This window comes from Aggregatilinea sp. (assembly GCF_036822615.1).
Lineage (GTDB): Bacteria > Chloroflexota > Anaerolineae > Aggregatilineales > Aggregatilineaceae > Aggregatilinea.
On sequence record NZ_DAISHJ010000003.1, the window covers coordinates 58,064 to 83,080 of the forward strand.

Genomic DNA, 25,017 nt, shown 5'->3' on the forward strand with positions numbered 1-25,017 from the left:
GCACCGGCGGACAGTCCGCCACGATATTGGGAACTATGGCTAACCGCTCAACACAAAGCACACACAATCAAACCACCGAGAGCTTCTCCAACCCGCCTGAAAGGGAGAGCATGGCCGAGCCTCAGATGCCAACGTGGTACAAAGACGCGGTCTTTTATGAACTCTATGTGCGAGCGTTCAAAGATGGGAACGGCGACGGGCACGGCGATCTCAAGGGTCTGCTGTCCAAGCTCGACTATCTTCAGGCGCTGGGCGTAGACTGCATCTGGCTGCTGCCCATCTATCCCTCGCCGCTGGTTGACGATGGCTACGACGTGGCGGATTACCGTGGCATCCACGAAGACTATGGCACGCTCGAAGACTTCAAGGCGGTCGTCGATGGCGCGCACGAGCGCGGCATGCACCTGATCGTGGACATCGTCTTGAACCACACGTCCGACCAGCATCCCTGGTTCAAGGCGTCGCGCACCTCAACCGATTCCCCTATGCGTAACTGGTACGTCTGGAGCCGGACGAATCAGCTTTACCAGAACGCGCGCATCATCTTCCTCGACACAGAGTCGTCTAACTGGACGCTGGACGAAACGACCGAGGAATATTACTGGCATCGCTTCTTCAGCGCGCAGCCGGACCTGAATTACGACAGCCCTGCCGTGCAGCAGGAGATGCTGGACATCATCGACTTCTGGATGGAACTGGGGATCGACGGGTTCCGCGTGGACGCCGTGCCGTACCTGTTTGAGCGTGAGGGCACAAACTGCGAAAACCTGCCGGAAACGCACCAGTATGTGAAGCGGATGCGCGCACATGTAGACTCCAAGTGGCCGGGTCGCCTGCTGCTGGCCGAGGCGAACCAGTGGCCGGAAGACGTGCGCGCTTACTTCGGCGATGACGACGAATTCCAGATGGCGTTTCACTTCCCGATTATGCCGCGCCTGTACATGGCACTGAAGCAAAAAGCGCGGACCAGTATCGTGGATATTTTGAACCGCACGCCGCCGATCCCGTCGCTCGCACAGTGGTGCATCTTCCTGCGCAACCACGACGAACTGACGCTCGAAATGGTGACGGAAGAAGAACGCCGCTTTATGTGGGATCAGTACGCGCCGGAACCGCGTATGCGCCTCAACCTGGGCATTCGCCGCCGCCTCGCTCCTCTGCTGGACAACGACCGCCGCCGGATCGAGCTGCTCAACGCGATGCTGTTCACACTGCCCGGCTCCCCCATCATCTACTATGGGGATGAGATCGGCATGGGTGACGACATCTGGCTCGATGACCGGGACGGCGTGCGCACGCCGATGCAGTGGGACGACTCGAAAAACGCAGGCTTCTCAGACGCAGAGCGGCTCTACGCTCCGGTCATCAACGACGAGACCTTCAGTTACCAGAAGGTCAACGTCAAGGCGGCGGAAGCGGACGAGACGTCCCTGTGGCACACTATGCGGCACATGCTGGACGTGCGCCGCCAGTTCCGCGCGTTTGGGCGGGGCACATTTACGTTTGCGTTGCCGGATACCGAAGAAGTGTTGGGCTACTGGCGCATATACCGCGCCGATGGCGAGGATCGCCCAGAGGAGCACGTCCTGGTGCTGGTCAATCTGGCAGACGCGCCGCAGGAATTTACGCTCAACCTGGGGAGCTATGTAGGCGTCACGCCCAGGGATCTGCTAACGGGCGAAACATGGACGCCCATCAGCAGCGATCCATACACGGTCAAACTGGCCCCTTACGGCTATCACTGGCTGGTGTTTTCGACGTCCGCCGAATAGGTTTCCTGAACTTCGGTCTTCACCAGCCGGGTATGCAGCGCGCCAGCAATAACCAGCGCTGCCGATTCGGCCCACTTCTGCGCGCGCTCGAAGAGTGACTGGTCCGCCTGATGCAGGCGCAGATACTCCAGACCGCGCGCAGAATCCACGGCAAGTTTATTCCCCCCGACCGCACGAGAACGCAGCAGGTTCGTGTTGGTTTCGTGCCCGGTTTGAGCCAGCAGCAGCGATTCATCGGACAGAGTCAGGTAGACGCCCCAAATATTGAGCAGGTACGTCACCTCGGTCGCCAGCCCGCCGCTTTCTTCACGCATCTCGCTGCGCTCGCGGACGGTATGGCGCAGCTCCACGTTGCGCACGTCCGCCGTCTTGAGAACACGCGCCTGACCGCCCAGAAAGGCCCCCAGAAGCCCCGTCGGCGGCATGAGCCGGATTGTGCCCTGTTCGAGGTTAATGACACACTGGTTAAACGAGGGCGCTTCGTGGCGCTTCTGCGAAGAGGTAGCATCCTTCGCAAGCCGGAGCGTTACGCCCGAGCGTTCGCGTCCAAGCCACATCGACGGGTACTGAATCGGCAGCGAAATAGGCTCCGCCAGTTCCATCACCTGTCGCGGATCGATCTCGTCGCGCCTATGCGGCGTCAGGGGCCCCGTTACGATTCCGCGCACATCCGGGTCGTTGAGCGGCGCAGTCACCTTCTTGGCTCCGAAGATCTTCAGCGGGCTGCCGATGTAATCCGCCAGCGCGCGCCCGGCCTGCTGCGCCGCCGCGCCATACATCCGGTTATCTCCGACCGGCCAGTGGACCAGTTCCACCCAACGCGGTTTATCCTGGGGTTGGTTCATGTAAAGGCCCAACAGCCACCGCCGAGATTTTTCGTCGTATCCGATCACGACCGACTGCACGTGCTCCACCGCGCATACCGTTCCCGGCAGGCGGCGCGCTTCGCCAAAGTCAGCGGAGTATTCCATCACCGCGCCCCCGTGCACGGCACGAAAGACGGCCTGAATGGTCACCAAATCGCTGGTTGGAACCAGTTCCCACATGGTATTACGGATACGAACTTCAAGTTCATCGGCAGGTATAACAGTCATCATGAGGGCCTTCCACCTAATGTTTTTATACGTTCTTAAGTTTAAAGGCTTTTAGGCGGGGCGTCTAGCAGGTCTCAGGTCCTTATATGCCCGCTCAGTTCGCTCTGCTCCAGGGGAACAAAAAAGGCAGCCCCGAAACCGGAGCCGCCTTTTGTTCAACAGGTGTTAAGCCTGGAGGCAAAACTACTTGACGTCGATGACCGCGCCAACAGCTTCCAGCTTCGACTTCGCGTCCGTGGCAACTTCCTTGCTCACGGCCTCGAGAACGTTGTTCGGCGCGCCTTCAACCAGGTCCTTGGCTTCCTTCAGGCCCAGGTTGGTCAGGCTGCGGACGACCTTGATGACTTCGATCTTCTTGGGGCCAACGTCCTTGAGCACGACGTTGAATTCGGTCTGCTCTTCGACTTCTTCCGCCGGAGCAGCAGCCGCCGCGCCGCCACCCATGGCCATCATGGGCATCGCGCCCATCGCCATCGGGGCCGCCGCCTCGACACCCCACGCATCTTCCAGCAACTTCTTCAGTTCAGCCGCTTCCACGACGGTCAGCGCGCTGAGTTCGTCAACCAGCTTCTGCAGGTCAGCCATTGTGAATTACTCCCTTATATGGTTATCAGTTGTAGACTGTTTAGCATCGAACGAGAACGAAAACCGCCGTTAGGCAGCTTCCTCTTTCTGGACGTAAGCGGCCAAGACATTGACCAGGCCATCGGACCCAGCCTTGACCACGGCGACCAACTGGCGAGCAGGTTCTTCCAACAGGCCAACCAGCTGCGACATCGGCATGCTGATCATGCCCAGCAACTGCGCACGCAACACATCGATAGACGGCAGGTTGGAAACCATCTCGAGCTGGCTCTCGTGGAAGATCGACTCCCCTACGACGCCACCCTTGACGATCAGCAGCTCCTGACCATTGCTGAAATCCAGAACGGTCTTGACCATGCCCGCCAAATCTTCATTAGCCGAGATGATCGCCGCCGGGCCTTTCAGCAAATCCTCCGGGACCGCCATACCAACTTCGCTCAGAGCGATCTTCAGCAGGGTATTTTTGGTCACGGTGAAGCTGGAGTTATTTTCGCGCAGCTTCGCGCGCAGTGCGTCGAGCTGTTTGACGGTCATGCCACGATATTCCGTGACGACCACACCCTTCGACTGCTGCAGCAGGCCGATATACTCCGCGACCAGCTCATCTTTACGCTGTTTTGTAATAGCCAAGCGCGTATTCCTCCTTTCCTCAAAGATGAACCGTCCGTCATCCTTGTGGACAACAAAAAACGGTCTCCGCAACCGGCGAAGACCGTGAATAAACATTCCCACGACGTGACAACGTCACATTTAGGGTCGTTGAAGGGTCTTCACCTCGGCAGGCGGCGGGAAACCCCGATTATGCTCTACGAGCACCTGCTGTCTGCGGCAAAGGGCCAGCATCGCTGGCTCTCTCAATTATGGGGCTGATGATACCAGCCGCCCTGTGCGCCGTCAAGTCCGACTTCGCCTGCGCCGAGCTATAAGCGCTGTTACTTTCGGCGGCGCAGCCATGCCAGCTTACGCCGGATGAAGGCCGTTCGCGCCTCGTGCCATGCCGTCTGCATCGTCTGCGGATCGGAGGGGCCGGGCTGGCGCGCAGGCGATCCGTAACGGTCCACGATGTAGGCGCGGGTGATGGCGTTGATCGGCTCCTCGCCTTCGGGCACCGCGCCAATCAGGTAACGCCGCCGTTCGTCGGGCGTCGCAGCCTGCGCGGGACGCAGCCCGAGCCAGCGCCCGTAAATCCCCAGGCGCGCATAGGCCTTCTGCACGGCGGTGAGGCCGCCTAACCCGCGATATTCGATATACCAGATGATGAACGCACCCAGCGCAATCCCGGCCAGAACTACCAGCATGAAAATGCCCAACGTCAGCAGAATCGTGCGGCCTATGCTGCTGCCGCCCGAATCCACGCGGGTCACGTTCTCCGGCGCGGCAGGCGTTGCGGTCGGTGTGGGCATCGGCGTAGACGTTGCGGGCATCACGGGCTGCTCGGCGGCACCGGTCGGCGTCGCGTTCGCGCCCCCGTCGGGCGTCGGCGGGACCGGCGTATCCGTGGGCTGCGGAGTCGGCGTGAAGGTCGGCAGCGGCGTGAACGTAGGCTGTGGCGTCTGCTGCTGTGAGGTCACCGGTGACTGATCGCCTTCACGATCGAGCGGGGCCTCGTCGGCGGTCGGTTCGAACTCGATCCAGCCGTAACCGGGGAAGTAGACTTCCACCCACGTATGCGCGTCGCGCTCTTTGACCAGAAAACCGCCCTGCTCTGGGTCCCACACGCCTTGTGCAAATCCGGCGGCCATACGCGCAGGGATGCCCTGCGCACGCAGCATCATCACCATCGAGGTCGCGTAGTAGTTGCAGTACCCTTCACGCAGATCGAACAGGAACCACTGCACCGGATCGACTCCGGCAGGCGGCTCGGGAATCTGCTCGTTGTACATGATATTCGCACGCAGCCAGCGCTCGATCGCTTTGGCTTTGTCGTAAGGCGTGACCGCGCCCGCGTCAGATACGATCTGCGCCGCAAGCTGCTGCACGCTCGGCGCGACGCTGCCCGCGCCCTGCAAATAGAGCCGCAGCACCCAATCTGGATAGGCCATATCGGCAGCGCGGAGCTGATCGGCGGTGGCCGTGCTGATCGAGGATGTCACGGTGTAATGCGTCCCGGTGCGCAGCGTTTCGCGCGCCCGCACGACGGACACGTCGGCGGGGCGGTTTTCGTTGACGCACAGGCGGCCCAGATCCTCCACGCAGTCCAGTTCGGCCTCGACCGGCAGGCCAAATTCCACCGGCTGCGGCGCGGCGTAGACAAGGCGGGTGGAGCGAATGAGCATCGTCACCGTCTGCTCGACGTCCTGGCGACTGCCGGGCGTGAACTCACCGATGTTCAGTTCCAGCCCATCCGATTCAGTATAGGCGCGCACGGTACGCGTATGCCGCCACTCCCACTGCGAGCCATCGAACCCGTAGCGGTCGAAAACGGTCGAGCGCCAGTAGTAACGCGGCCCTTCGGGAGCCTCGACCAGCATCACGGGCTGATCGCCCAGGCGGATCGCACCGCCGAGTTCCAACTGGTCGCCGCCGTAATAATCCGCCGTGGCGATCCCCTCGCCTTCCAGCGACGAAAACAGCCGGTTCCACAGATCGGCCAGATCCGCGAACGGCTCGCCGGAGAGAAACTCGTTCAACCGGTCGAGATTTTTGTCATCCTGGCCGACTGGCGCGAGCCACGCCAGCGACACGATCAGCGCAGCCAACACGCCGCCTGCCTGGAAAAACGTGCGGCGCACGCTGCCGGGAAAACTGACCCGGTGCATGTACCAGTCGAATTCGCGGGCGTCGATATGGGAGCGGATCAGCAGCAGCAGCGAGAGCACGAAAAACGCCGCGAGATAGATGCTCAGCGAGGCGTCGCCCTGGTAGTAAAACTGGTTGGTGATGAGCACCAACCCGGTGGGCACGATGACACGCCATACGCGGTCCACGCGGAAGATGTGCCATGCCGTGTTATGCCCGAGGAACCAGAACAGGACAGCCAGAAACAGCACAAATACCGTCTCGTCGTTAGCGGGCTGGCCGCCCGACACAGCCTGGCTCACCCACGCATTGATGCGCTCGGCCAGCGTCGCCACGCGGCTGCGCAGCGATCCGTCATCCACCAGGGCGATGGAGGCCAGTCCACTGACCACCAGCACGCTGTACGACATCGTGACCAGCAGCGCGATAAGCTCGGAGAAGTGGCTGCGCGCCAGCAGGAATCCAAACGCAACCGATACGATGCTGACCGTTACCAGCAGGCCGGTTCCGGCAGCCCAGTGGGCAGCATCCAGCGCCAGTGCCGTGACGATCATCAAACCCCACGCCATCAGCAGGCTGCTGATATCGCCGCGCGCAAACACGGCGCGGAAGTTATTACGCAGGCGTCGGCGCCACCGGCTTGGCACTTTGGCGGGAGGGCCAGAACGTGTGGAGCGTGCCCGCACCGGGCGCATGGATTGAGTCGTGGTCATAGGTCGCTAACTTTACACTCAGCGTCTTTGAATCCTATTACAATACCGCTATAAGCCGTTCCCATTGTACGGGTTTCCCCGTGGAGCGCCAAAGTTTCCGGTTGTATCCGTCTTTTTTCGCGCCTATAATTCCGCCTATGATAACCAAGTCCCGCGCCCTCCTCCCATTCGTTTACCTGACGCTTGTCATGCTCACCGCATGTGAGCCGCTCGCACCCAGCAGCACACCCCTCCCCCAATCCGCCACCGCTCCGGCCCCGGTTGTCGTGCACAATACGGGCAGCGGAGAAACCGAACTCATCAGCGCGCACGAGCAAGTCGTGACCCTGATCCCCACACGCACGCCCACACCGACCCTGCTGCCCAAGCCGACCACGGCTCCCCCGGCGTTAGGATGCGACGATTCGGACGGGCAGATCGTCTTGGGCTCGTTTTACAGCGCGATCGAGGGCGACAACATCGATTACCGGGTCTATCTGCCGCCGTGCTTCTACAACACGTCACAGCGCTACCCGTACGTCATTTTGCTGCACGGGACGGGATACGACGACGCGATGTGGGACGATCTGGGTGTGCAGGCAGTGATGGATAACGGCCTCGCCAAAGATACTCTGCCGCCGATGGTGCTGTTCATGCCGGACGGCGGCTACCTGTCGGAGATGAACGACCAACCGGCGGGCGAATCATATGCCGACGTGATCGTGGACGAGATGATCCCCGCCTTCGAAACCGAATACTGCCTCTGGGGTAGCCGTGAAGGCCGGGCAATTGGCGGGATCTCGCGCGGGGGATTTTGGGCGTTCAGCACCGCCTTGCAGCATCCGGAACTGTTCAGCGCCCTGGGCGGCCACAGCCCGTATTTTGCAGAAGACAACGCCCTACCCGACAGCAACCCGCTCGATCTGGCACAGGTAGCGAACTTCGCCAAAAACCCGATGCGCATCTACCTGGATAACGGTGCGGAGGATGTCGTTGGGCATAACACGCTGCTCATGTCCGGCATCCTGCGCGAACAGGGCGTCTCGCACGAGTACACGGTCAGCATGATCGGCGGGCACGATCCCGACTATTGGAGCGCACACCTGGTGAACTACCTTGCATTTTATGGGGAAGAATGGCCGCACAAGGCCAGCGAGCTGCCTTCGTGTTTCGAGCCAAGCCCCGGTAACGGATGAGCTCCACACCCCTTTCGACCGCGACGAAACGCGCTAAAACACCCTGCCGAACAACTCCAGGAACGCCATGAAGACAACGAACGCCCCGATCGAGGACAACACGATCACGACCAGACAGCCGATCCGGCCCGCACGGCTGGCAACTATGCCGCGCAGGATATAGCGCGCCAGCGTCGCCACGGCGACCGACGCGCCGCCCGCCAGCACCGCCGCCACATCATCGGCCTGCCCGGCGACCGGGAGAATATCGGGAATGGCATCGACAGGCGAGAGTACATACAGTACGGTGATCACGACGATGGCGAGGATGCTGCCGCCCAGCGCCCAATCGACGCCCTGGCGCAGCAGCGAGTTCTCCTGGCGGCGAGCCGGTACTGCCGCGCGCCGCGACTGGGCGGCCCGGCGGGGTCGCGCCGGGGGTAGCTGCGCTAGCGCATTGGCATCCTCTTCGTCTTCGTAGTATTCCTCGTCGTAATCCTCGTACTCATCATCATAGCTCATGGCTGTTTGCCCTCAAGCTGCTCCGGTTGCCGCACGTCACCGCCACAATCTGTTATAATGGCCCGCTTGGGTGGCTGGTTCACTATTGAGCCTAACCGAACCTGGCCGGATCTGGCAAGCAGGTTGCATCCCGCCCGGCCCCGGTGGTATTGTAGCGCCGCGCCGGAACACCTACAGGAGGAATGCGGCATTCCCGGCCTTTCGGCCCACCTGCCGCGACGATCATGGAACTGAAAGCGATCTGGCAGTTTCTCTTTCGGCGCTGGTGGCTGATCCTGCTGCCAGCGATCGCCGCATTCATACTGGCACTGTCGGGCCTGCGCGGCATGATCTCGCCTGCCGTGTCGTACACCGTACAGATCCGGCTGACCGCCGCCACGCCGCCGGAAGCAGAGGGCAGCACAACCGCGAGCGCGCCGTATGAGGACAGCGTATACGTGCCGTTCCTGGCCTCGGAATATCTGGTCGTGAACCTGCCCGCGTGGATCACCAGCGATACGTTCGCGGAAGAAGTCAGCACCGCGCTCCGGGCACAGGGCCACATCATCTCGGCGGACAATTTGCGCTCCGCCTTCGCTGCCGACAGCTACCGCAGCGTGCTGGTGCTGTATGTGACGTGGGACGACGAGAGTGACATCCGCCTGATTGCGGACAGCGCCGTCAAGGTGCTGCAAACCCGCAGCACGTCGTACCTGCCCCAGACACCCGCGTCGCTGGCGGTCGTGCCGTGGGATGACGTGAACGTCAACCAGATCGCGCCGCCGCTGATGACGCGTTTTGCGCCGCTGCTGCGCATCGCGGTTGGACTGGCGGCGGGCGTCGCGCTGGCGCTGCTGGCGGAATACCTGGACGGTTCGATTCACTCGCGCAGGGACGTTGAAGCACTGGGAATGGCGCTGTTAGGCGAGATCCCGCCGGAGCGTTAACGACCATCGATTCCGGTACGCGGGCCTGACAACCGTCCCGCCGGGGCGAATCCCCTGCTATAATAACGGCGTATGGCGCGGCTGCGGCTGTGTAACAAGGACCACTATCACATGAATCTAATGTATTACGTTCGTATTTTGATCCGGCGCGGCTGGATTCTCGCCCTGGCGGTCATCGTGACGGCAGCGGCGGCTTTCGGCTTCAGCAAGCTCCAGACCCCAACCTACCGCGCCACCCAGGTCGTGCTGTTCCAGCCCGCCCGCAGCGATTATGGCCTGACCGAAACGCTGCGCACGCTGCTCGCCAGCAACGTCGTGTGGATGAACAGCGATGAGCGCGCGCAGGACGTCATCAACCGCTTGCAGCTCGACATGATGCCCGGCGAGCTGCGCAGCCACGCGATCTTCGCGTCCGACCCCACCAAGCTCACCGTGCAGATCGACGTGACGATGGAAGACGGCCCGCTGGCCGCCCAGGTTGCCACCGAATATGGCACGCTGCTCGAAGAATATCGGACGGAAGAAAACCGTGACGCCCAGCGCGAAGACCGCATCGACGCCATGAAGATCGATACCGCGACCTACGGGCAGTATTCCCCCAAGACCAAAATCAACGTGATCGCCGGAGCGGTGCTGGGACTGCTGCTCGGCGGCGTGATCGTCTTCGTTCTGGAATATCTGGATTCGAACATCGTGCGCCGCCGGGAAGATGTCGAGCGCTTCCTCGACCTGCCCGTGCTGGCGGCTGTGCCTGCCGAAGATTCGCGCTCCTGAGGTAAGATCATGCCTGATGCCCAACTCGTTACGCTGACCGACCCGCGCACGCCTGCCGCCGAAGCCTACCGCGCGCTGCGCACTAACCTGATGTTTTTCAGCCTCGATAAGCCGCTGAGCCGCCTGCTGGTCACCTCGCCCGTGCCGGGGGAAGGTAAAAGCACCGTGCTCGCCAATCTCGCCGTGACGCTCGCCCAGGGTGGCAACCGCACCATCGTCGTGGATGCGGATCTGCGCAAGCCCTCGCAGCACGACATCTGGCACCTGGATAACCAGCGCGGCCTGACCACGATGCTGATCGAAGACGCCGAGATGGCGAACCCCGCGATCCAGGCGACCTCTGTGCCCAATTTGAGCGTGCTGACCAGCGGTCCGCTGCCGCCAAATCCGGCGGACGTGCTCGGTTCGCGCCGCATGGACGAGGTGATCGCGGCGCTGGCGGAACGCGCCGATTACGTGCTGTTCGACGCGCCGCCTGCCCTGGCCGTCACCGACGCCGCGCTGCTCAGCGCGAAGGTGGACGGTGTCATCCTGGTCCTACGCGCGGGCATGTCCCAGCGCGACCACGCCGCACGAGCCAAAGAACAGCTTGAGCGCGTCAAAGCGCCGCTGATCGGGACCGTGCTCACCAATGCCCGTTACGACGCGCCCGTCGGCAGCTACTATTCTCGTTAACCCGGAACCACAGGGAGAAAAACACCGTGAAGGGTCTGATCCTCAGCGGGGGCAAGGGCACGCGCCTCTACCCGCTTACCTACACACGCGCCAAGCAGTTGATCCCGGTCGCCAACAAGCCGGTGTTGTTCCGTGTGATCGAAGCCATCCGCGACGCGGGCATCACCGAGATCGGCATCATCATTGGTGATACCGGGCCGGAAATCCGCGAGGCGGTGGGCGACGGGTCGCAGTTCGGCGTGGAAATCACCTATATCCCGCAAGACGCCCCGCTGGGTCTCGCCCACGCGGTGAAGATCGCGCACGACTTCATTGGCGACGATCGCTTCGTGATGTTCCTGGGCGACAACGTGATTCAAGGCGGCATCAGCCCGCTGATCGCGGACTTCGCGCATCACGACGAATGGAACAGCCAGATCGTGCTGACCGCGGTCGAGTTCCCCGAGCAGTACGGCGTGGCGCAGCTCAACGCAGATGGCCGCATCGAGCGGTTGATCGAAAAACCCAAGCAGCCGCCCTCGAATCTGGCGCTGGTCGGGATCTACATGTTCGATCACCACATTTTTGAGGCGACGGAAGAAATCAAGCCGTCGTTCCGGGGCGAGCTGGAAATTACCGATGCGATCCAGTGGCTGATCGAAAACGGCTACAGCGTCTACCCGCACATCCATACCGGCTGGTGGATCGATACCGGACGGCCCGGCGACATGCTGACCGCCAACAGCCTCGTGCTCGAAGAACTCACGCCGGAAATCAAGGGCACGGTCGATGCCGAGTCCGAGGTCGATACGCGCGTGACGATTCAGGACGGCGCGGAAATCATCAACAGCGTCATTCGCGGCCCGGCGATCATCGGCCAGAACACGAAGATCGTCAACAGCTACGTTGGCCCGTTCACCAGCATCTATCACGATGTCGTGATCGAAAACAGCGAAATCGAACGCAGCATCGTCCTGGAACACAGCACCGTGTGCAACATCCCGACGCGCATTCAGGACAGCCTCATTGGCCGCCATGCGTCGGTCGGCATCAACACGCTGCGTCCCAAGGCGATCAAGATGCACCTGGGCGATCACAGCCGCCTGGAACTGCTCTAACAGGACTGCGCCATGCCCGACACATCACAGCCCAAAATCCGCCTGATCGTCTCCGATCTGGACGGCACACTACTCAACACGGCGCACCAGATCGGCCCGGCTACCGATGAAGCAGTACAGGAAGCCGTCCGCCAGGGCGTGCTGTTCACCGTCGCTACCGGGAAGACGTTCCCATCCACGCAAGGCGTCATCGACCGCTACGGGATCTCGATCCCGGTCATCACCAATAACGGCACAGTGCTCAACGACACGGACGGCAGCGTGATCTGGGATCATCCCATTCCGCTGGACATCGCGCTGGAATCGATCGAGCTGGCGCGGCATGAAGGCATTTTGCCGATCGTCTATGCCGGGCCGGAACTGATCGTCGCACCGCTCAACGGCAGCCGTGATGCAATCGACCGGAACATGAGCATTCTCATGGCCCACTACGAGCCCGCGCCACACATCGTGGACGACCTGACACAGGCGCTGCGGTCCGACTTCAAGCCGCACAAGATCATCTTCATGAACGCGGACGACCTCGACGGTGTGGCGGCGTTCCAGACCACGCTGGCGAACACGTTCGCCGGACGGGCCGACGTCATGCGTAGCGGGCTGGTGTCGCTGTTCGAGATTCTGCCACACAGCGTTTCGAAAGAAAACGCGCTGGCCGTGATGCTGGACCGGATGGGCATCGCGCCCGAACAGACGATGGCGATGGGCGACAATTCCAATGACCTGGGTATGATCCGCATGGCGGGCCTCGGCGTGGCGATGGGCCAATCGCCGGACATTGTGCGCCGCGATGCCGATTATGTGACCGGGACCAACGACGAAGACGGAGTTGGACACGCGATTCACGAACTGGTGCTCACACCGAGCATGGCAAACCGTCCGTAACGAAGCACACCAGGACTCTTAAGGAGCATTCAATGCAAAACATCATGGTTACCGGCGGCGCCGGTTTCATCGGCAGCGAGTTCGCGCGCAGCATGGTCGAGAAGTACCCGAACTACAAGATCGTCGTGTTCGACAAGCTAACCTATGCGGGCAACCTGGACAACCTGCTGCCGATCAGCGATAACCCGAACTATGCGTTCGTGCGCGGCGACATCACCGATCACGACGCAGTAGAACGCGCCCTGACCGAGCACCAGATCGACACGATCGTGAATTTCGCCGCCGAATCGCACGTGGACCGTTCGATCCTCAACCCGGACGCGTTCATCCAGACGGATGTCGTAGGCGTATACGTGCTGCTGGAAAGCGCGCGCAAATTGGGCGTCAACCGCTTCCACCACGTCAGCACGGACGAAGTATACGGCTCGATCCCCGATGGCTTTTTCCGCGAAGGCGATCCGCTGGAGCCGAACAGTCCCTACGCAGCCAGCAAGACCGGCGGCGAGATGATGGTCCGCGCCTATAACGTGACATACGGCATGCACACCAGCGTCACGCGCGCCAGCAACACCTTCGGCCCGTACCAGTACCCGGAAAAGATCGCGCCGTTCTTCATCACTGAGGCGCTGGACGACCGTCCGCTGCCGCTTTACGGTGACGGGATGCAGGTCCGCGACTGGCTGTATGTGGGCGACCACTGCGACGCGATCGATACCGTGCTGCACAAGGGCGCGCCCGGCTCGATTTACAACATCGCCGGGGAGCACGAGATGCACAACATCGATCTGACGCACTTCATTCTGCAGGCCCTGGACAAGCCCGAAACGCTGATCCGCCACGTCGCGGACCGTCCCGGCCACGACCGTCGTTATGCGCTGAACAACGACAAGATCCGCGAGGAACTGGGCTGGTCGCAGAAGCACACGTTCGAAGAGGCGATGGCGGCCACCGTCGAGTGGTACAAAAAGAACGAGTGGTGGTGGCGCAAAATCAAGACCGGCGAATACCTGGAATTCTACAAGGCGCAGTACGCGGAGCGCCTCGAAACGACTGAATAGCACGCCCACGCCCAACAACACAACAGCCGTCCTCACAAATGGGGACGGCTGTTTTTGATCACACCGGAGACGCCATACCTTATTCGTTGATCGACGTATCGCGCACGACGAGGTCATCGAACTGCACCACGGAGTTTGGGCCAATCGACAGCGAGAGCGTACCACCCAACTGCTCCACATCGCGAACGACCGCCAGCAGGCGCTGATCGGCAAAAAACGCGATCTTGTCGTCCAACGTAACGACTTCGAGCAGATGCCAGTTGCCAAAGGTCGCATCGAGTGGCTTTTCGTACAACATCGCCTGTTTATTGGCGGTATCGGCGCGCACCTGAACGCGCAACGTGCCGCTGCTGTCCTTCACCAACTCTACGACGTACTGGTTCAGGCTCGCCCCGTCGGGCGTCAGCACGGAGCGCACGCCAAGCCCGCCCGTGCTGCCTACCGCCGCGACAAGGGGCAGCCGCACGTAACCGCTGACGTAAATATCGGTCGAGTCGAGAAAATCGATCCGGTCGTTTCCCAGGCCGAAGACGCGCCCAGCCGAATCAATATCTTTGTTAAAAAGCCGGAAAACCGGCGTGTCACCGGACATCAGTTGGTAGTAGCGCCGCCGCTCGGACGCGGCCTCGTCAAAAATGTATTCGCCGGGATCGGCTTCCTGCCCACCGACCCACCACGCCGCGTTGACTTCGGCATTGTCGAAGAACTCGTACCAGTCGGACAGGCCGTCACGGATCGGACGATCTTCCAGGTCGCTGATGAGGTCGAACGCAAACCGCGCATCGACCGTGGGCGACAGCGCGGTTTCGGCAAAGAGGCAGTCATCGACACGCAGGCGATCGCCTTCATGCGTGGTGAAACGCACGCCTCCCGACGACGGTGCGTTATCGACCAGCTCGTCGAGAATCGTCTCACCCTGGCGGTACACCGTCAGGCGGTTGCCGACTGTGACCACAGTGAAATCGAACCATGCGCCGCGCCCGTAATAGTTCTGGCGCGTCCACGTGTGCACGATATCGCCCTGGGCGTCCAACTGCTGAATCTCCAGGTTACCCGCGGTCATGTTGAACTGGTAAGCGCCTTCTGTCCCTTCACGAACGCGCACCTGAAGGCCGCCCACTTCGCTGTATAGGCGGCAGGACACAAACACGTCACCCAGCGGCGGTGTGATCGGCAGAAGATCGACTTCATCGAAAATATAGACGTACTGGTTGCCGTCCGTCTCTGCGCCGAGATCGACGTTGGTGATGCTTGTCGCCTGCCAGGTGGTCGGGAAACGCGACCCTTCGAAGTGATCGCTGGCGCTTTCGGGACGCTGGATCACGATGTCATCGAAGCCCACCTGCCCCGCTTCCGCGCTGAGCGTCTGGAGCCGGATCGCGCCGCCAGGAGGCAGCGCCAGCCCGGTATCATTCGCGGCCAGCCGCAGTTGGTGATCGATGTAGACAAATACGCGATTACCCGCGATCCAGATGGTCACCTCGTACCAGCGCCCGGCCTGAATGGACGCCTGCTGCCAGTCGCGCAGGAGCCGCTCGGACTGGCGATCCACGTCGCCGGTTGCGCCGCGTTTGAGCATCATGTAGCCGGGGACCAGTTCCAACACGTAGTACCCGTCCTGCGTGGCCCGGAACATGATACGCCCCACGCTGTTGTTGTCGCGCAGACTGACGCGCATGGTGACCGCCAGTGCCTGCTCGGTAGGTTCTTCCCATTCCGGCTGCTCGTCCCCCAGAATCTCCATGTAGTCGTTCATACCGGAAAGCCCCATCAGCACGACGTTGCCACCTTCAGACAACAACTGCCAGTGCATCGGGTCGTAATTCCAACCGGTCAGCGCATCCTCCCCTTCCATATCCTGGATGTAGGGAAGTTGCCCCACCGGAACAGGGGTCGGTTCGGGTGCGCTCGCAGTCGGCAGCGGGAGTGCATCGGCAGTACTGGACGGCATTTCCGTCGCGGACGGCTCCGGCAGCACCGTATTGGTCGGCGCGGGCGTCACGCTTGGCTCATCGGTTGGCGACGGGCTGGTAGCGGTCTCCGTCGGCATGGGTGTCTCCGTCGGCGTTCGGGTCGGGCGCGGAGTACGTGTAGGCGTCTGTGACGGCGTATCGGTCGATGTGGGGCGCGGCGTATCCGTCGGGGTTGATGAAGGGGTCTGGCTGTCTGTCGGTGTCAGGGACGGCGTATATGTCGATGTAGGTGTCTTTGTGTTGGTAGGCGTGCGCGTGGGCGTCGGCGTATCGGTCAGTGTAGGCGCCATCGCTATCGCCGTCACCAGACTGGCGTTGTCCAGGGGATCGGGCAGCAGCGTCAGCGGCGAAGGCCCAACCAGATTCATCACGGACTGCAAATTCGGGATGCGCTCCGGCGCGATCGGCGGGCTGACCGCCTCAAGGTCGGCGTTCATCGTCACGCGCGTCGAATATCCGGCAGGCACGTCACGCGTCACATCCTGCGACTGGACCGAAACCGTTCCATCCAGGGCGATCACGGCCATCTGGCCCGCGGGCGTCGCCTGCAAAATGACAGTGGTCCCGGCGGTGATCGTCACGCCGTTGGCGACAAACTGCGCCTGCTCGCCCTGCGGCACCTGCACCACCAACGCAGCGGGCGGCGCTTCGGGGCAAGCTTCGAGCGTCACCGCGTTGGTCTGGAAGTTGAACGCACGCATGCGCCCATCCAGCGGGTTGATTTGCGCGTCGCCCAGCATCAAAAATGCAACGCTGTTTTCTTCGCTCAGGCTCGTCTGGGCATGGATGACGGCGATGCCCCACGACTGGGTCGTTTCGCTGAACGATCCGGCGTTGGCAGAGACAATCGCGGACAGCGGCAGCGGGCCACCTAACTGGCTCAGGCTGGCAGTCAGGCCGTTTTCGAGCGTCATCATAACGGGGCTGTTGCCCAGGCAGATCTGGTTATTGCCCACGTCGGCGCACTGCGTGCGCACGTTGTCCAACGACTGCCGCACGAGCTGCGGGCACATGGAGCGCGTGGGGATAAATGACGGCTTGACGTCCGGGCCGCCCTGCAACGAATCACGCAGCAGCAGGTACGCTCCACCAACCCCAATCAACAGCAGCACAGCCAGCAGTGCGACACCCCACCGGCGGCGATCGCTGCGGCGAGACGGAACCGGACGCGGGCGCATGGTCGCGGGCGTGGAAGCAACCGGCTCTTCGGGCAGCAAAATCTGACCGTCCGGCAGCGTCGCCGATTCGGTCGGAATTTGTTTCTCGATCGTCTGCGCGGCCTGCGCTTCGATGCGCTGCCGTTCCAGGTCGGCAATCGTTTCCGCCGCGATTTGCTGGAGGTGCTTGGGCGTCTGCGCCGCGCTGGGACCAATCGCGGCGATCAGATCGTCGGCCATTTCGGTCGCGGTCTGGTAGCGATCGTTGGCGTCCTTCGCCATCGCCCGCAGCAGCACCTTGTCAACATCCGGCGAAATATCGGGGTTCTCAGCCGAAGCCAGCGGCACAGGATCGCTGATATGCTTCAGGATCACCGCCATCGGCGTCTCGGCGCGGTAAGGAGTGTGGCCCGTGATCATCTCGAACATCATCACGCCGAGCGCGTAAATATCGGCGCGATTGTCGATCGGCAGCCCCATGCCCTGCTCAGGGGCCATATAGCCGGGCGTGCCCACCGCCAACCCGCTTGCGGTCAGTCCCTCCGCGCTTTCCAGAATGCGCGCAATACCAAAGTCGGTCAAAAAGGCATTGCCGTCACCATCGACCATGATGTTCGAGGGCTTCACGTCGCGGTGAATGACGCCCTGGCGATGCGCGTAATCCAGCGCGGACGCGATCTGCCGGACGAGATAGGCCGCTTCCGTAAAGGCGAGGTGATCGCGCTGGAGGATGTCTTTCAGCGTGCCCGTCGGCATATAGCGCATGACAATGTAAGGCGGATCGTGCATGCCGTTATAGTCGTAAATGGGCAAAATGTGGGGATGCTCAAGGCGCGCAATCAGCTTCGCCTCGCGCTCGAACCGATCAAGGGAGGTGCCTTCGGTGGCGATTGCACGATGGATGATCTTGATCGCAACAAAACGATCCATGGACGGCTGCCATGCCCGGTACACGGTCGCCATGCCACCATGCCCGATTTCGTCCATGATTTCGTACGGGCCGAGCCGAGAACCGATCATCCTATTTGCCTTAGACAGTGGGCGCAGACAGGTGCACTGTCAGCGAATTGTAGCATAGGTTGTTAGCCGCGCCTAGCAGGTAATAGCGCGGACAAGTGGCAAATAAAACTATTACAGGTGATATAAATAGTCAATTATAGTCAGGCGGACGCAATTCGCACAATCAGATCGTGATCGTCACGTATCGCCAGCCCCATCACCGGCTCGTTCGGATAGTAGGTAATGCCGGGGTAAAGTCCCAGCACCACCCCGTCATAGTCGCTGCACAGCCAGCCCTGCCCGCTGCCCACCGGGCGACCGTAAATATCGACCATGCGCGCCACCGGCTGCCCGGCGGAAACGCGCTGGCCCGGCTCTACCAGGGTGTGCACGATGCAGGCTTCCGTCACGCGCGGATGCTGAACCCGGCGCACCGGGCCGCCGAGATCCGCGACAGGCGTGTGCGCGACCGATTCGGCAGGCCCCGGCAGCATCGTCGCCCAGCGCATCATGTTCCGAATCCCCGCAGTAACCTCTCTAATAGAAGCGGGGTTCACCACATTCTGACCGCCCAGCTCGATCGTCACCGCCGGGATGCGGGCCGTGTTGAGCGTCGCCCCGCTTACCGATCGGTGCAGGCCCATCTGCATGTACTGATCCGACACGTACTCGTTGATGACGGTCAGCCCCAGCGCCGTGATCATATTTCCCACGAGGCGCTGTAAGCGCACCGCAGCCTGATAATCACGTGCGTCACGGTAGAACACCGGGTCGCGGAATACGAACGGGATCGAGCGGCTGCCGTAGTTATGAAGATCGATCAGGAAATCCGCCGTGGCATCGATGCGCGCAAACAAACGCGCATAGGCCAGTTCCAACGCCGTCGGGAGATGCAGATCGCGCGGACCGTCATCAAAAGATACGCCGGGAAACAGCCGGTTCGGATCTTTGCCGTGCTGGTAATGGGGAGTACGCTCATTGGTGCGCAGGCCCGATGGATTCAAGGTGGGGATGGCAACGATCGTCCCGGTGAGCTGTTCCACCAGCTCGGGGGTGATCAGCTCGTGAATGACCAGCAGACCGTCGTATTCGTTGCCGTGAATGCTCGCCGTCAGCCACAGCACCGCGCCTTCGGCATGTCCCTGCGCGATGATGACCGGCAGTGCATCGACGCCGCCCGTCGGCAGGGGCACAGCGTCGAATTGCCCGTAAACGATCTGCCCGGGGCAGCTGCGCGCGGTGCCGATTTCAATGGGAGCAGCCATGTCGTCTTGCCTTGCCTATCAGCACAACGCGTCTTTGCCCCCAGAGTGCAGTCTCAGCTCTGTTTTGACAGTGCGCTGGCAAGCTGGGCGCTGACGAGTTCAAGCATCAGTATGCCCTGCTTGGTAATGCTGCCCGGTTGGTTGCGGCAGGCGAAAATCACGCCAAAGCGAAAGGTAGACCCAATCGGAACGCACACCCCTGCCCCGAATCGCTTCTCGCGCAGGAACGGGTGGCTGGGCTCGTCCCCCGGCCCCACAATGCGGCTCTGGCCGCTGCGTCCAACCCACGCCACCAGCGATTGCGGGCCGCTTTCCTCGCGGGACGCGCCGTCTTGCAGCTCGCGCGGACCATCCTGCACGGCCAATTTCAGACTGCCAGGATCGGAGGGCATCGCCTGATAGACCGCGGCGTAATCATAGCCCATCTCACGCACTGCCGTGATCGCGGCCTGCTGGCGGGCATAACTGGACGCCGCCCGGCGCAGCGACTTGGCGAACGTACGGATCTGGGGCAGTACGTCCGTGCGCAAAGTTTCCAGGCGGCGATCTTCGGTCATACGCTTGATGCGTTTCAGCAGATCGCTGTTTTCAAACGGATCGACGGACACCTCGTCGGCGCGGCCCGGCATCCCAAAATCCGCGTCTTCGTCCACGAGCAGAATCAGCAGTCGCGGGTAGCGCTCGCGGAGAGAATTGATCAGGCTGTAAACATCGCCAAGCGCATAATCGACGACGAGAATATCGGGTAGTTCCTGGCCGCCATCGAGGGCCTCAAAAATAGACTTACCTGTTGTGACCAGCCGCAGCGCGATTTGTGTATCGCGCGAAAGAAACGTCCGGTAGCGTTCTTGCGACGATGCGGCTATCGCTGCCAGGACGTGAATCTGACCTACTTCGGCCATAGACCACCATAACCTGCACTGCACGAACCCAATTCAAATTTAACCGCAGCCGCCCTATCGTCTGGCGGCTGCGTCGTTCAATCTGCCGGGTCACCGCGCGCCATTGCGCGCCGATCCTCCCCTGTGGGCGGTGGCGGCTCCGCACGCAGAGACAGCACCCGCCCGCCCTGCAAAAATGCCGCTGCCAGCAGTCCTAAGACGCTGACCAGCGCGCCCACGTACTGCAATTCCTGGATCGCCTGCACCGCCGCATAGAACTGGGCATCCACCGAGGCTTCAATGACTTCGCCCGTATCATTTGACGGCGTGGACGTTCCTTGATCGCGCACCAACTGATCCACACGAGCCAAAGAATACGTCGTTAGCGACGAAATCGCCAGTGTCATACCGATCAATCGCAAGATCAGGACCAGCGCCGATGCGACGCCGCGCTCGTCCTCATTCACGTCATTGATGACCGCCGTGCCAATGGGCGAGATCGTCAACCCCAGGCCGATGCCAACGAGCACCATCTCAGCGCCCATGATCCAGTAAGACGTATCGGCCTTCCAGGTCAGCCCAGCGAGCACGAACCCCACCGCAGCCAACGACATGCCCAGCACCGTCGGGAACCGGTAGCCGCGCCGGTCGCTCAGCCAACTGCCCGGAAGGGCAGCCAGCGCCATTGGAATCGTCAGGCCCGACAGCAGCAACCCGGCGATGTACGCGGCCTGCTGGATATCGTCACTCGTCGGACTCTCGGCGCGGATGTTCACCAGCAGCGGCGCGCTGACCAGCCCGATCGCCAGGCAGAATCCGACCAGCAGATTCGTGCCGGATGCCGAGGCAAAGTTACGCCGCGTGAACAGCCTCAAGTGCACGAGCGGATCGCGGACGCGCGTTTCCATCCACAAGAATAACAAGAAGAAAGCCAGGGCCGCCAGCAGGAAATAAACGCCTCTGCCGCTGGATGCTTCCTGCAGCTCGTTGATGTTGCCCGCGCCCATCGCCGCTTCGGGGCTGGCGCCCAGGCCGAGATTCAGGGCAATGAGGCTGGCGCTGAATAACAGCGTGCCGATGATGTCGAAGCGCCCGGTTGCGCGCGGCCCCGCGACGGAGCGCAGCGCCCACCATGCCCCGAACAACCCGATAACGCTGATCGGGATATTCAGGATGAACAGTGTTTCCCACGAAGGGTGCGAGACACTGATCCCCAGGCTGTCGAACGCGTTGACGATGCTGTCGCCGTGCAGCCCAAAGAAGCGCACCATCACGCCGCCGTACAGGTGCCCCAGCCCCCATCCGACGGTATCCACAGCGCCCACAACGCCCAGCGGGCGAGCGCGCTCACCGCGCGGGAACAGATCGCCGACCAGTGCAATGGTGATGGGGACCATCGCCCCTGCCCCAAGCGCCTGCACAATTCGGGCAGCGATCACGAGATAGAGGTGGCGTTCCTCCAGACGCGGAGGACGCATGCCCAGCACGCTGTTATAGAAGCGCGCGATCAGGCTGTTGAGGAACGTGCTGTCGTAGGCCGTAACCAGATACGAGCCGATCATAAACAAGATCAAGCAGACGATGTACACCGCGCGCCGCCCGATGAGATCGGACAAACGCCCGGTGAACGTCATGCTGAGCGCGTAGGCGAGCAGGTAGCCGTTGACGGCCCAGGACGCCTGATCGAGATAATCCTTTACCGGCAGCTTCAAGCTGACGATCACTTCCGGCAGAACTGCCGAAATGATCGTCAGGTCGAGCGCGCCAATGAAAACCGGCAAACTGACAATTGCCAGTATCCACCACGGCGACAACTGCCGGTTCGAGGAACGAGAGATAGTCATTAGTTTGACGGCTCGCTGGTTACATCCTGAGCATCCGGCTGCGCAGCCTCCGTACCGGGAATATCACTCCTGGCCTCTTCAGTCGCGGGCGCTTCGATAGTGTAGCTCTCGTTGTAGCCCTGGAGCGAGATCGTCCACACAGTCGGCTCAAGATCCTCGGGCTCCGCCTCGGCGGTCGCGCCGCTGGCAGCGTCCTGCGTCGGCACAACCGGCGGCGGCTCATGTAGCACGATCTGCTCGACCGTGTGATCGTCCGCCATGATGTAAATGTCGGCATCCAGCGCGCCCTGCCGCGATCCCATGAGGCCAAAGGTCAGGGCATAGACGTTCGCCGCGTCGATCTGGCCGCGCAGGTGGTACACGTCCAACCCGTCCAGGTCGGCCCGCCCAACCATTTCCAGATTCGTGATCGAGTTCAACGCGCTGGTAATGCCGCCATCTTTCGAGAGCAGCACCGACGGCGCAAAACCGGGGATGATTTCCTCTTGCAGCCAACGGCCCTGCGTCAGCGTATCGCTGCGCATGAACTGCTCGTTGCCAATCGCCACCAGATCAACGGTCGCCGCCAGATCACCCAGACTGACCTGCACGTTCGCGCTCAGGCGATCGGGCGAGATGAACGTGCCGCGCGCGTAGTCGAACTGAAGGGGCAGATCCATGGGCATCGGAAAATCGCCCACGTCGATACTTACCGGATAACCGCTGAGCGCGATCTCCAACTCGAATGATGCGGCGTCCTCGACTTTCTGTGTCGCTTCTTGCAACAGGGTGCGCGCCTCGGGCAGCGGCTCATCCTTATCCGACCCACCACAGGCAGCCAGCAACAGGCTTGCACCGGCAATTAACACGATCAAATACGTCAGGTAACGACGCATACAAGCTACCTCCACGACTGAAGGATAAGATCAAGCATAATGATCTACGGATTAGCCTACCATGCGTTGCACCAAATTCACAACGGGCGCATTACACAGAACGATCCGGACCCACGCGGATCGTCTTCATCGGGCACAACGTAGAGTCTACACTACACGAGTACGCTCTAGCACGTCTACGACGCTGGCAGCCAGATCGTAGCGCCCGAAAGCAGGCATGATGTAAGCCCCCTGTGTCAGAGGTTTGATCCGTACCAATAGCTCACGAGCGATCTGCACGCCCTCCTCTGGCGCACCATCACCCGCCGCATCGATCCGCTTGCGGACATCGTCGGGGATAACGATACCGGGTACTTCGTTGTGCAAAAAGGCGGCATGGCGGCTGCTATAGAGAGGCATCAGACCCACCAGGACCGGCAGGTCCAGCAGGCCATAGTCGGCGGCGTAGGCTTCCAGGAAGCGTTCGAGGGCCGAGGGGTCGAAGGTCGGTTGGGTCAGCGCAAAGTCCGCGCCGGAATCGAGCTTCTTACGAAGCAGCTTGACCTCGCGCGGGAGATCGAGCGCGCCGATGTTCAGCGCGCAGCCGACATGAAACGACGTCGGCTGGCCGATCGAGTTACCAGCCTGATCTTGACCGTCATTCAGATTATGCTTGATCAGGCGAATGAGGCCGGTCGGCGCGATGTCGTGTGTGTCGAACGCGTCGGGATAGTCCCCGATCGTGGTCGGGTCGCCCATCACAACGAAGATATTGCGCACGTTGAGCGCGTGCGCGCCGAGCAGGTCCCCCTGCACGCGCAGCAGGTTGCGGCCCCGCGTCGGGAAGTGCAGCACCGTTTCGATGCCGACGTTCTTCTGGATAAGGTGGCACACCGCCCACGGACTCATACGCATCCGCGCCATGGGGCTGTCGGAGACGTTGATCACGTCCACACCTGCTTCTTTGAGCAGCGACGCAGACGCGATCACTTTCTGCGCGGTATAGCCGCGCGGCGGGCGCATCTCGACCGTGACCACAAACTGTCCCGCGTCCAGCTTCTGTTGAAGCTGCGTCGGCTGTTCGGGGACGTCAGTGCGTGCCAGCTCGACCCGCTCTTTGACTGAAATTAATGCGGGCTGGTGGTGCGAAGGATCGTCGAGGGACTCGCGCATCAGGTGGATGTGCTCCGGCGTCGTGCCGCAGCACCCCCCGATCAAACACGCGCCCGCCTCTTTGAACGCCAGCGCGTAATCGCCAAAGTATTCGGGCGTGGCCGAGTACATCACACGCCCGCCCGCCATCTCCGGCCAGCCCGCGTTGGGCATCACGGAGAAGCGCGCAGCCGGTGCGGCCTCGTGCATCTGGCGCAGCACGCGCAGAAGCTGCGACGGTCCGCCGCTGCAGTTCACGCCGATCACGTCCGCGCCCGTGGCGGCCAGCGCCAGCGCCACCTGCGCGGGCGTATCGCCCAATACGGTGCGATCGTCGCGGGTAAACGTCATCTGCGCCACGACGGGAATATCGGGGTCGATGGCGCGCGCGGCCTTGACCGCCTGCACGATCTCATTCAGATCGGTGAACGTCTCGAATACGATCAGATCCGCGCCCGCTTCGATCAGGGCGCGAAGCTGCACGGTGAAAGCATCAAACGCCTGCTGTGCCGTCACGCGGCCAAACGGCGCGAGCCGCACGCCAAGCGGCCCGACCGATCCGGCGACGTACAGGTTTTCACGGAACATCGATTCCACCACGCGCCGCGCCAGCTCCACGCCTGCACGGTTGATCGCCGCACACTGGTCTTCCAGCCCGCAGTCGGCCAGCTTGAAGACATTGGCGCTGAACGTGTTGGTTTCAACGATTTCGGCCCCGGCTTCCAGGTAGTGATGGTGCACGCGCGCCACCGCCGCCGGATTGTCCAGGTTCAGCAGGTCGAAGCAGGTGTCAATCGGCAGGTTTTCCTGGGCATGCAGCATAGTGCCCATCGCACCATCGGCCAGGATGACATCGCCCTGCGCGAGCCGCTCTCGGAACGGGATCTTCGCCATGTTGTTC

Annotated in this window: 19 protein-coding genes and 1 other annotated feature; of the genes, 8 read left to right on the forward strand and 11 right to left on the reverse strand. The window is 61.8% G+C overall.

The features are described from left to right. Nucleotides 1-110 precede the first annotated feature (110 nt). Nucleotides 111-1,772, forward strand: a complete 1,662-nt coding sequence (treS, locus tag V7116_RS02170) for a maltose alpha-D-glucosyltransferase (RefSeq protein ID WP_324389953.1) — start codon at nt 111-113, stop codon at nt 1,770-1,772. On the opposite strand, the gene V7116_RS02175 is transcribed toward treS, so the two are convergent. The 4 genes from V7116_RS02175 to V7116_RS02190 form a co-directional block, all read right to left on the reverse strand. Beyond that, a complete protein-coding gene (locus V7116_RS02175) occupies nt 1,739-2,869 on the reverse strand; it encodes a hypothetical protein (RefSeq protein ID WP_324389955.1) in 1,131 nt (376 codons plus the stop codon). The two genes, treS and V7116_RS02175, sit on opposite strands and share 34 nt — an antisense overlap. A 180-nt stretch (nt 2,870-3,049) precedes the next feature. After that, nucleotides 3,050-3,451, reverse strand: coding sequence for a 50S ribosomal protein L7/L12 (rplL, locus tag V7116_RS02180; protein ID WP_324389957.1), 402 nt, complete (start codon nt 3,449-3,451; stop codon nt 3,050-3,052). 69 nt (nt 3,452-3,520) lie between these two features. Beyond that, complete coding sequence (gene rplJ, locus V7116_RS02185) at nt 3,521-4,081, reverse strand: 50S ribosomal protein L10 (protein WP_324389959.1); 561 nt, start codon at nt 4,079-4,081, stop codon at nt 3,521-3,523. 45 nt (nt 4,082-4,126) lie between these two features. Beyond that, nucleotides 4,127-4,298 (reverse strand) — a sequence feature (ribosomal protein L10 leader region). A gap of 85 nt (nt 4,299-4,383) precedes the next feature. Then, nucleotides 4,384-6,837 carry a transglutaminase family protein gene (locus V7116_RS02190; RefSeq protein WP_324389961.1) on the reverse strand — a complete coding sequence of 818 codons (2,454 nt, stop codon included), beginning with the start codon at nt 6,835-6,837 and terminating at the stop codon, nt 4,384-4,386. 254 nt (nt 6,838-7,091) lie between these two features. Here V7116_RS02190 and V7116_RS02195 point away from each other — a divergent pair, with 254 nt between their 5' ends. Next, the gene (locus V7116_RS02195) at nt 7,092-8,078 is read left to right on the forward strand and encodes an alpha/beta hydrolase (RefSeq protein ID WP_324389963.1); all 987 of its coding nucleotides are present in this window, start codon (nt 7,092-7,094) and stop codon (nt 8,076-8,078) included. Nucleotides 8,079-8,111: 33 nt separating this feature from the next. On the opposite strand, the gene V7116_RS02200 is transcribed toward V7116_RS02195, so the two are convergent. Continuing rightward, nucleotides 8,112-8,579, reverse strand: coding sequence for a YkvA family protein (locus tag V7116_RS02200; RefSeq protein ID WP_324389965.1), 468 nt, complete (start codon nt 8,577-8,579; stop codon nt 8,112-8,114). Nucleotides 8,580-8,761: 182 nt separating this feature from the next. Here V7116_RS02200 and V7116_RS02205 point away from each other — a divergent pair, with 182 nt between their 5' ends. The 6 genes from V7116_RS02205 (at nt 8,762) to rfbB (ending at nt 13,991) form a co-directional block, all read left to right on the forward strand. Beyond that, on the forward strand, nt 8,762-9,505 hold the full coding sequence (locus V7116_RS02205; protein ID WP_324389967.1) for a hypothetical protein: 744 nt from the start codon (nt 8,762-8,764) through the stop codon (nt 9,503-9,505). 111 nt (nt 9,506-9,616) lie between these two features. Beyond that, nucleotides 9,617-10,279 (forward strand): YveK family protein, encoded by a 663-nt coding sequence (locus V7116_RS02210; protein WP_324389969.1) that lies wholly within the window; start codon nt 9,617-9,619, stop codon nt 10,277-10,279. Nucleotides 10,280-10,288: 9 nt separating this feature from the next. After that, a complete protein-coding gene (locus V7116_RS02215) occupies nt 10,289-10,954 on the forward strand; it encodes a CpsD/CapB family tyrosine-protein kinase (protein WP_324389971.1) in 666 nt (221 codons plus the stop codon). 26 nt (nt 10,955-10,980) lie between these two features. Beyond that, nucleotides 10,981-12,051 carry a glucose-1-phosphate thymidylyltransferase gene (locus V7116_RS02220; RefSeq protein WP_324389973.1) on the forward strand — a complete coding sequence of 357 codons (1,071 nt, stop codon included), beginning with the start codon at nt 10,981-10,983 and terminating at the stop codon, nt 12,049-12,051. A 12-nt stretch (nt 12,052-12,063) separates the two neighbouring features. Next, nucleotides 12,064-12,933 carry a Cof-type HAD-IIB family hydrolase gene (locus V7116_RS02225; RefSeq protein WP_324389975.1) on the forward strand — a complete coding sequence of 290 codons (870 nt, stop codon included), beginning with the start codon at nt 12,064-12,066 and terminating at the stop codon, nt 12,931-12,933. Nucleotides 12,934-12,965: 32 nt separating this feature from the next. Beyond that, on the forward strand, nt 12,966-13,991 hold the full coding sequence (rfbB, locus tag V7116_RS02230; RefSeq protein WP_324389977.1) for a dTDP-glucose 4,6-dehydratase: 1,026 nt from the start codon (nt 12,966-12,968) through the stop codon (nt 13,989-13,991). Nucleotides 13,992-14,070: 79 nt separating this feature from the next. Here rfbB and V7116_RS02235 read toward each other — a convergent pair whose 3' ends face one another. The 6 genes from V7116_RS02235 to V7116_RS02260 all read right to left on the reverse strand — a co-directional run bounded on the left by V7116_RS02235 (nt 14,071) and on the right by V7116_RS02260 (nt 25,010). Then, the gene (locus tag V7116_RS02235; RefSeq protein WP_324389979.1) at nt 14,071-18,141 is read right to left on the reverse strand and encodes a serine/threonine-protein kinase; all 4,071 of its coding nucleotides are present in this window, start codon (nt 18,139-18,141) and stop codon (nt 14,071-14,073) included. 140 nt (nt 18,142-18,281) lie between these two features. After that, complete coding sequence (locus V7116_RS02240; RefSeq protein WP_324389981.1) at nt 18,282-19,385, reverse strand: succinylglutamate desuccinylase/aspartoacylase family protein; 1,104 nt, start codon at nt 19,383-19,385, stop codon at nt 18,282-18,284. Between the two features lie 53 nt (nt 19,386-19,438). After that, the gene (locus V7116_RS02245) at nt 19,439-20,287 is read right to left on the reverse strand and encodes a GAF domain-containing protein (protein ID WP_324389983.1); all 849 of its coding nucleotides are present in this window, start codon (nt 20,285-20,287) and stop codon (nt 19,439-19,441) included. A gap of 77 nt (nt 20,288-20,364) precedes the next feature. Beyond that, entirely contained in the window at nt 20,365-22,110 is a 1,746-nt protein-coding gene (locus V7116_RS02250) for an MFS transporter (protein ID WP_324389985.1), read from the reverse strand. Beyond that, nucleotides 22,110-22,985, reverse strand: coding sequence for an LppX_LprAFG lipoprotein (locus V7116_RS02255; protein ID WP_324389987.1), 876 nt, complete (start codon nt 22,983-22,985; stop codon nt 22,110-22,112). The genes V7116_RS02250 and V7116_RS02255 overlap by 1 nt, the downstream gene beginning before the upstream one ends. A gap of 147 nt (nt 22,986-23,132) precedes the next feature. Further along, the gene (locus V7116_RS02260) at nt 23,133-25,010 is read right to left on the reverse strand and encodes a bifunctional homocysteine S-methyltransferase/methylenetetrahydrofolate reductase (protein WP_324389989.1); all 1,878 of its coding nucleotides are present in this window, start codon (nt 25,008-25,010) and stop codon (nt 23,133-23,135) included. Nucleotides 25,011-25,017 lie beyond the last annotated feature (7 nt).

What these genes read in the sequence shown, in the direction of transcription:
- V7116_RS02235 (WP_324389979.1), bottom strand. Translation starts at nt 18,141, where the DNA reads ATGATCGGTTCTCGGCTCGGCCCGTACGAAATCATGGACGAAATCGGG.
- V7116_RS02210 (WP_324389969.1), top strand. Translation starts at nt 9,617, where the DNA reads ATGAATCTAATGTATTACGTTCGTATTTTGATCCGGCGCGGCTGGATT.
- V7116_RS02175 (WP_324389955.1), bottom strand. Translation starts at nt 2,869, where the DNA reads ATGATGACTGTTATACCTGCCGATGAACTTGAAGTTCGTATCCGTAAT.
- V7116_RS02225 (WP_324389975.1), top strand. Translation starts at nt 12,064, where the DNA reads ATGCCCGACACATCACAGCCCAAAATCCGCCTGATCGTCTCCGATCTG.
- V7116_RS02200 (WP_324389965.1), bottom strand. Translation starts at nt 8,579, where the DNA reads ATGAGCTATGATGATGAGTACGAGGATTACGACGAGGAATACTACGAA.
- V7116_RS02195 (WP_324389963.1), top strand. Translation starts at nt 7,092, where the DNA reads ATGCTCACCGCATGTGAGCCGCTCGCACCCAGCAGCACACCCCTCCCC.
- rfbB (WP_324389977.1), top strand. Translation starts at nt 12,966, where the DNA reads ATGCAAAACATCATGGTTACCGGCGGCGCCGGTTTCATCGGCAGCGAG.
- V7116_RS02260 (WP_324389989.1), bottom strand. Translation starts at nt 25,010, where the DNA reads ATGGCGAAGATCCCGTTCCGAGAGCGGCTCGCGCAGGGCGATGTCATC.
- V7116_RS02245 (WP_324389983.1), bottom strand. Translation starts at nt 20,287, where the DNA reads ATGGCCGAAGTAGGTCAGATTCACGTCCTGGCAGCGATAGCCGCATCG.
- V7116_RS02215 (WP_324389971.1), top strand. Translation starts at nt 10,289, where the DNA reads ATGCCTGATGCCCAACTCGTTACGCTGACCGACCCGCGCACGCCTGCC.
- V7116_RS02205 (WP_324389967.1), top strand. Translation starts at nt 8,762, where the DNA reads ATGCGGCATTCCCGGCCTTTCGGCCCACCTGCCGCGACGATCATGGAA.
- V7116_RS02240 (WP_324389981.1), bottom strand. Translation starts at nt 19,385, where the DNA reads ATGGCTGCTCCCATTGAAATCGGCACCGCGCGCAGCTGCCCCGGGCAG.
- treS (WP_324389953.1), top strand. Translation starts at nt 111, where the DNA reads ATGGCCGAGCCTCAGATGCCAACGTGGTACAAAGACGCGGTCTTTTAT.
- V7116_RS02250 (WP_324389985.1), bottom strand. Translation starts at nt 22,110, where the DNA reads ATGACTATCTCTCGTTCCTCGAACCGGCAGTTGTCGCCGTGGTGGATA.
- rplL (WP_324389957.1), bottom strand. Translation starts at nt 3,451, where the DNA reads ATGGCTGACCTGCAGAAGCTGGTTGACGAACTCAGCGCGCTGACCGTC.
- V7116_RS02255 (WP_324389987.1), bottom strand. Translation starts at nt 22,985, where the DNA reads ATGCGTCGTTACCTGACGTATTTGATCGTGTTAATTGCCGGTGCAAGC.